The sequence below is a fragment of the Ruminococcus sp. genome (genome assembly GCF_017650195.1).
Lineage (GTDB): Bacteria > Bacillota > Clostridia > Oscillospirales > Ruminococcaceae > Ruminococcus.
Map to the genome: position 1 here is coordinate 1 of NZ_JAGCFH010000046.1, position 6782 is coordinate 6782.

The 6782-nt window shown below is 39.6% G+C and carries 5 protein-coding genes; 3 read left to right on the plus strand and 2 right to left on the minus strand.

Translation table 11 applies throughout. From position 1 onward, the window contains the following. Window positions 1-2367, plus strand: a 2367-nt coding sequence (gene ppdK / locus J6U00_RS02135) for a pyruvate, phosphate dikinase (protein ID WP_296578207.1), incomplete at its 5' end; no start/stop codon positions are given. A gap of 1333 nt (window positions 2368-3700) precedes the next feature. On the opposite strand, the gene J6U00_RS02140 is transcribed toward ppdK, so the two are convergent. Further along, on the minus strand, window positions 3701-4474 hold the full coding sequence (locus J6U00_RS02140) for a hypothetical protein (protein ID WP_296578209.1): 774 nt from the start codon (window positions 4472-4474) through the stop codon (window positions 3701-3703). Between the two features lie 184 nt (window positions 4475-4658). Here J6U00_RS02140 and J6U00_RS02145 point away from each other — a divergent pair, with 184 nt between their 5' ends. Further along, window positions 4659-5519, plus strand: a complete 861-nt coding sequence (locus J6U00_RS02145) for a hypothetical protein (RefSeq protein WP_296578212.1) — start codon at window positions 4659-4661, stop codon at window positions 5517-5519. Continuing rightward, on the plus strand, window positions 5512-6081 hold the full coding sequence (locus J6U00_RS02150; RefSeq protein ID WP_296578215.1) for a sigma-70 family RNA polymerase sigma factor: 570 nt from the start codon (window positions 5512-5514) through the stop codon (window positions 6079-6081). Before J6U00_RS02145 ends, J6U00_RS02150 begins: the two co-directional genes overlap by 8 nt. Window positions 6082-6271: 190 nt before the next feature. Here J6U00_RS02150 and J6U00_RS02155 read toward each other — a convergent pair. Continuing rightward, window positions 6272-6782: phosphatase PAP2 family protein (locus J6U00_RS02155; RefSeq protein WP_296578220.1), on the minus strand; the 511-nt coding region annotated here is incomplete at its 5' end.

The following is a 6782-nucleotide window of genomic DNA, read 5'->3' on the forward strand; positions in this document are numbered from 1 at the left end:
CTCCTCGTTTCCGTTCGTTCCGGTGCCCGCGCATCCATGCCTGGTATGATGGATACTATCCTCAACCTCGGTCTTAATGAGGATGTTGTTAACGTAATCGCTGAGAAGTCCAATAACCCACGTTGGGCATGGGACTGCTACAGAAGATTCATCCAGATGTACTCCGACGTTGTTATGGAAGTCGGTAAGAAGTACTTCGAGGAACTCATCGACAAGATGAAGGCTGAAAAGGGCGTTACACAGGACGTAGAGCTCACAGCTGACGACCTCAAGGTTCTCGCTGGTCAGTTCAAGGCTGAGTACAAGGCTAAGATCGGCGTAGACTTCCCTGACGATCCTAAGGAGCAGCTCATGGGCGCTATCAAGGCTGTATTCCGTTCATGGGACAACCCAAGAGCTAACGTTTACAGACGTGATAACGATATTCCTTTCTCATGGGGTACTGCTGTTAACGTACAGTCAATGGCATTCGGTAACATGGGTGACGACTGCGGTACAGGTGTTGCCTTCACACGTGACCCTGCTACAGGTGAGAAGAAGCTCATGGGTGAGTTCCTCACAAATGCACAGGGCGAAGACGTTGTTGCCGGCGTTCGTACACCTATGCCTATCCAGCAGATGGCTGAGACCTTCCCTGAAGCTTTCGCTCAGTTCAAGGAAGTTTGCCAGACTCTCGAAAATCACTACCACGATATGCAGGATATGGAGTTCACTGTTGAAAACAAGAAGCTCTATATGCTCCAGACTAGAAATGGTAAGAGAACTGCTCAGGCTGCTCTCAAAATCGCTTGCGACCTCGTTGACGAGGGCATGAAGACAGAGCAGGAAGCTGTTGCAATGATCGACCCCAGAAACCTCGATACACTTCTTCACCCTCAGTTCGATACAAAGGCTCTCAAGGCTGCTACTCCTATCGGTAAGGGTCTCGGCGCTTCACCCGGAGCTGCTTGCGGTAAGATCGTATTCACAGCTGACGATGCTGTTGAGTGGGCTGCTAAGGGCGAGAAGGTTGTTCTCGTTCGTCTCGAGACTTCACCTGAGGATATCACAGGTATGAAGGCTGCTCAGGGTATCCTGACAGTTCGCGGCGGTATGACATCACACGCTGCTGTTGTTGCTCGTGGTATGGGTGAGTGCTGCGTTTCAGGTTGCGGCGACATCAAGATGGACGAAGCTAACAAGAAGTTCGAGCTTGCAGGCAAGACCTTCAAGGAAGGCGACTATATCTCTATCGACGGTACAACAGGTAACATCTACGATGGTATCATTCCTACAGTTGACGCTCAGATCGCAGGTGAGTTCGGAAGAATCATGGCTTGGGCTGACAAGTACAGGACTCTTAAGGTTCGTACAAACGCTGATACTCCTACAGACGCTAAGAAGGCAAGAGAGCTTGGCGCTGAAGGCATCGGTCTCTGCCGTACAGAGCACATGTTCTTTGAGGCTGACAGAATTGCCGCTTTCCGTGAGATGATCTGCTCAGATACAGTTGAAGGAAGAGAAGCTGCTCTTGCTAAGATCGAACCTATGCAGCAGAGCGACTTCGAGGCTCTCTATGAAGCTCTCGAAGGCAACCCGGTTACTATCCGTTTCCTGGATCCTCCTCTCCACGAATTCGTTCCTACTGAGGAAGCTGACATAGAGGCTCTCGCTAAGGCTCAGGGTAAGACTGTTGCTGATATCAAGAACATCATCGCTTCACTCCACGAGTTCAACCCCATGATGGGTCACAGAGGCTGCCGTCTCGCTGTAACATATCCCGAAATCGCTGCAATGCAGACAAAAGCTGTTATCAAGGCTGCTATCAACGTTAAGAAGAAGCACGCTGACTGGACAGTTAAGCCTGAGATCATGATCCCGCTCGTTGGCGACGTTAAGGAGCTCAAGTACGTAAAGAAGGTAGTCGTTGAGACTGCTGACGCTGTTATCAAGGAAGCAGGTGCTAACCTTGAGTACGAAGTTGGTACAATGATTGAAATCCCGAGAGCTGCTCTTACAGCTGACGAAATCGCTGCTAACGCTGACTTCTTCTGCTTCGGTACTAACGACCTTACACAGATGACATACGGCTTCTCACGTGACGACGCAGGCAAGTTCCTTGGCGCTTACTACGACAAGAAGATCTTCGAGAATGATCCTTTCGCTAAGCTCGACCAGACAGGTGTTGGCAAGCTCATGGAAATGGCTATCAAGCTCGGTAAGCCAGTTAATTCCAAGCTCCACTGCGGTATCTGCGGTGAGCACGGCGGTGATCCTACATCTGTAGAGTTCTGCCACAAGATTGGTCTTGACTATGTATCTTGCTCACCTTTCCGTGTTCCGATCGCTCGTCTCGCTGCTGCTCAGGCTGCTATCGCTTCTAAGTAGGAGTCATAAAGTCACGATTTCTTGGGAGTTTCCAATAACCTATGAAATGGCGAAAGCCTATAAAAAGGCTCATGGAAGCTATTTAAGGAAAAATCAGTGGCGAGATATTAAAATGGTGTTTTGTCTTGAAGTAGGATAAAATCCAATAAAAAAACAGAGCCTCGTATCAACGGTGTTTATACACCGTTGGTACGGGGCTTTTTTTGTTGTTATGAATAAAATCGAAAGGATGATGTTATATAATGAAAACAATACCAAGATGCAGAAACTCTCCCATATCACAAAATCAGATACTTGTCAATACCTTCTCTGAAATTTCTCCTGAGGAGTACCATGCACAAAGCAAGGAATTTGTCAAGTGTAAATGGTAAAATAAGAATGTAGTTTTTCCGACATACTTATATGCCGTTTTTACTGCATTCTTATTTTACCATTTACAGCAACGATACAGATAATACTTCTGATTCCTCTGCAAATAGCGGAACACTTATACTCGACGCAACTTGTGCTCCTCAGAATATAAAAATATCCTCAGGATGTTGAACTGCTTAATGAGGCCCGTGAAAAACTTGAAGATATGCTATGCAGGATCTCTGATGACAATGGCTTTTACAGACCAAGAATGTACAAAGAAAAGGCACGTAAGGATTATCGTGCATTTGCAAAATGCAGGAAGCGTGGAGCTAAAAAATCAGGAAAGCTATTAAAAAGCAGCTTCAGTACATTCGACGTGATCTTGGATATATGGAAAACCTTCTCGAAAACAACAATGTAATTCTGTCTGCTTCTGATGCAGAGCTTCTTGATATCCTTACAACAGTTTATGAACAGCAGCAGTATATGTTTGAAAGCAACACACATTCTGTAGAAAACAGAATAGTCAGCATAAGTCACTGTAGGTCATAATTGTAATACATAATGTCACCTTTTATTTTATCCAGGTCTATAGCAAAAAAGCCTTGAAATCGCCGTTCAAAAGAGCGACGACCCCAAGGTTTTTATCATTTTTCCGTCAAACTCGGGTTCTAACATGCTATTTTATGTTTGTCAATAGCTTTTCAAAAAGAAACAAGGCATTAAATTCCCTGTTTCCAGAAACGATATTATTAACTATGAGCGCATATTTGTAATGATCAGTGGAACAGCACCTATCATTTTTCTTTCGCTATCCCACGATAGTTTTCCGAAAAGTGACCAGGATTTGAAGTGATCTCTTGAACCTAATCTGAATGTGTTATTACTGCCAGTTCTGCGACTATGTAATGGCAGTCTGTAATCTGAGGTATTAGCTGAACAAATATCTGTTTGAAATAATAAACTTATCGTTGCATTGTCAGTTGTTGAATTCTTCATCTTGCATTATGGTAAATAAAGAATATACTCTGTCTTCGTTAAGCTGAAGTACGTTGTCATTTGGATGAATCAAGAAATGTAATGTATCTTTATCAGTGATGATATTTATGTTTATTGCGTCATTATCACGTTGTACTTTTTCTAACAATGAAAATTCATCATCATTTTGGGGATATTTTAATTCTAAAAGATAGTTATAAAGCTTTGTTTTCTGACTATCGTCTAATTCGCGTTCTTGATCATTTACAGCTAATTTTTTAATATCATTCGCAGAATTTACTCCAAATACATTTTCAACTATCCATTTCATGTTCTTGATATTCTCTTCATCAAACGAATAGTCAATAAACTTCCATTTAGATAAATTATTCCCGTCATCGCGTATTATCGTTTTTAAGTTATCTGAACCTTCGATCTTATACCAGCTAACGGTCTCATCACTGAATTCATCAATTTTTTGTCCTTTTTTTCTGCCTAACATTAAGCTGTCAAATCTAATAAGATCTTCTTGTTCATAGCACATAGTGACTCCATCGTTTGAAAGCCTTACCCCTAATTGAGTGGCAGTGCTATAAGGCTTGCCTGTGAGATATACAGTTCCGGAGATAAAGCAGAAACACGCTGCTATTGTACCAATAATACCAATTTTTTTGCTTTTTCCTTTTTTTCCCTTGATTACACTTTCATGCATAGATTCGTTGAGGAATTTGTCATCTATGCCATTAAGCATACCGTTGATTTCATGTCGTTTCATAAAGATCACTATTCCTTTCAATATAGTTTTGGTCGTATAGTGGGTTAAGTTTAATTGTTCCCATCTGTTTTATATGTACGAAAACTCATAGAAATATTTAGGTTACGCAAAAATATTCACATAATGTTCACAATATTACTTGACAAATAATATAAATAATGTTATAATTAAAAAGTTAAACGGTTTGAATGACATTAAGAAAATTGATATTTCTGATAGTGTGATAAGTCAAAAAGAAATAGATGATTATGTTTCTGATCAGCTTGATATGAAAAGTTCATTCCAAGCATATTCATCGTCAAAGCAGATTAAAGAGGGAGACTATGTTAATTGTTCTATTGTAAAATATGAAAGTGATAAGGAATTATTTTCAAGCGATGATGAGTGCTTATATATTGACATAAATAATCAGTCAATAGTTGTAAAATCATTGATAGGTCATTCAAAAGGCGAAACGTTTGAAGTTTTTGAAAAAGTTTCAGGACATGAGTATCGCTATGATATAACAGTAAAGAATGTAGGCACAATGGTGACCCCTGAATTAAACAATGAATTTGTTAAGCAGAATTTTAACGAAGATTCTGTTTCAGATTACCTTGAAAGCCTAAAAAAATCACTTGATACCGAAAATAAAGGTGCCGCAGTCTTAGGTGCACGAAACGATATTTTAGAAAAGTTAATTGATAAATGCAAGTTTGAAATGGACGAGAAACAGGTCACTGATTATTCAGTATCAATTGTCAATAGCTATATTAATGAAGCATATCTTTATAATAAAGATTTAAAAACTTATTATACTGAAAACCTTCATATGTCTGAGAAGCAATTTTTTGATAGTTGTTATCAACAGGGAGAAAATTATATCAAAAAAATGTTGGTAGTTGGTGCTCTTGCGGAACATGAAAAATGTTCCGTAGATGAGAAAGAATTGCTTGAAGGGTTTAAACTAAAGAAGCGTCCAAGTGATGAAGCATATACTTATATGGAGTATCAATTTCTAACAAATGCAGTTACTGATCCGTATATAATAAAAGATGATGAATAATATTGATGAAGTAAGTGATGATCTGATAGTTGATCTTTACAGTACAGAACCTGAAAAAGCTATAAGATTCACAGAAAAAAAGTATGGCAATTTATGCCATAAGCTAATCTCAAATCACCTACATATTTATGAGGATGCGGAAGAATGTTACAATGATTTCCTGTTAAATATGTGGAAATCAGTTCCTAAACATCATCCGGAGAATCTTAAAGCATTCAGTTGCAGAATTGCCCGTAATCATGCTATAAAAAAACTTGAATATGCCCGTTCAAAAAAGAGAGACTATCCAAGAACATCATTTGATGAACTCTGCGATTACATTTCCGATGTAGGAAATGCGGAAGAAGGGTATGATGGAAATTTTCTGAAAGAGCAAATAAATACCTTTTTATCAGGACTGCCAAAGCTTGAACGTCAAATTTTCGTAAGGCGATTTTTCTTCGGTGATTCTGTAAAAGAGATAGGCAAAAGTCTAAATGTTACTTCTTTCAGGGTATCTAATATTATATTCAAAACGAAAAAGCAGCTTCGTTTATTTCTTGAAAAGAATAGCTGCATTTGAAATAGAACATCTATTGTAATTTGAACCACTAAAGTTTGAATAGCGATAGATGTTTTATATTTTGACTATATTTGGAGAAGATTTTTTATGATTATTAGTATATTATTTTTCTTCATTGTTATGCAATCAAACATAATAATTAGTGTCTCCTCAATAAGCAACGTCCTCTAAAGCTCTCAATTTTCTACTATCAAAAATGAAAAATGAGAGGGTAAATTTGAGGAGAGACTAAGTACAGTCCAGAGCTCAGCAGAACAGAGCCTGCTATATCTGTCAGCCAGTGTACTCCCGCAACAGTGCGTCCCACCACCATAAACACCGTGAATAGGAATGTTAACGAATAAAGTCCATATCTGACTTTAGTATTTCTTATCCTGCGATGTACCTGAAAATCCAGCGTGGGAATTACGCTCATAACAAGAAGCGTTGTTGAAGACGGGTACGAAGCCTCCATAAGTCCTTCTATAAGTATCGGTCGGTAGTTTATAGGTATCATCTCAAATATGAGATAACCAAATATCACAAGGATATAGTAAATACCAAGCAGGATAATATCCTTATCAACTTTAAGAAAACTTCTCCGCTTTATGAGCTGAACCAGACCGACAACTCCGAATATCATACAGATAAAGATTGGCACAAGTCCAAGCCAGTCGGTGACAGTATACACCCACATATGAACGCCTGTCATTTTATGGAAC

Bases quoted from the DNA above. Each gene is read 5' to 3' on its own strand.
- J6U00_RS02150 (WP_296578215.1), top strand. From the start codon at position 5,512: ATGAATAATATTGATGAAGTAAGTGATGATCTGATAGTTGATCTTTAC.
- J6U00_RS02140 (WP_296578209.1), bottom strand. From the start codon at position 4,474: ATGAAACGACATGAAATCAACGGTATGCTTAATGGCATAGATGACAAA.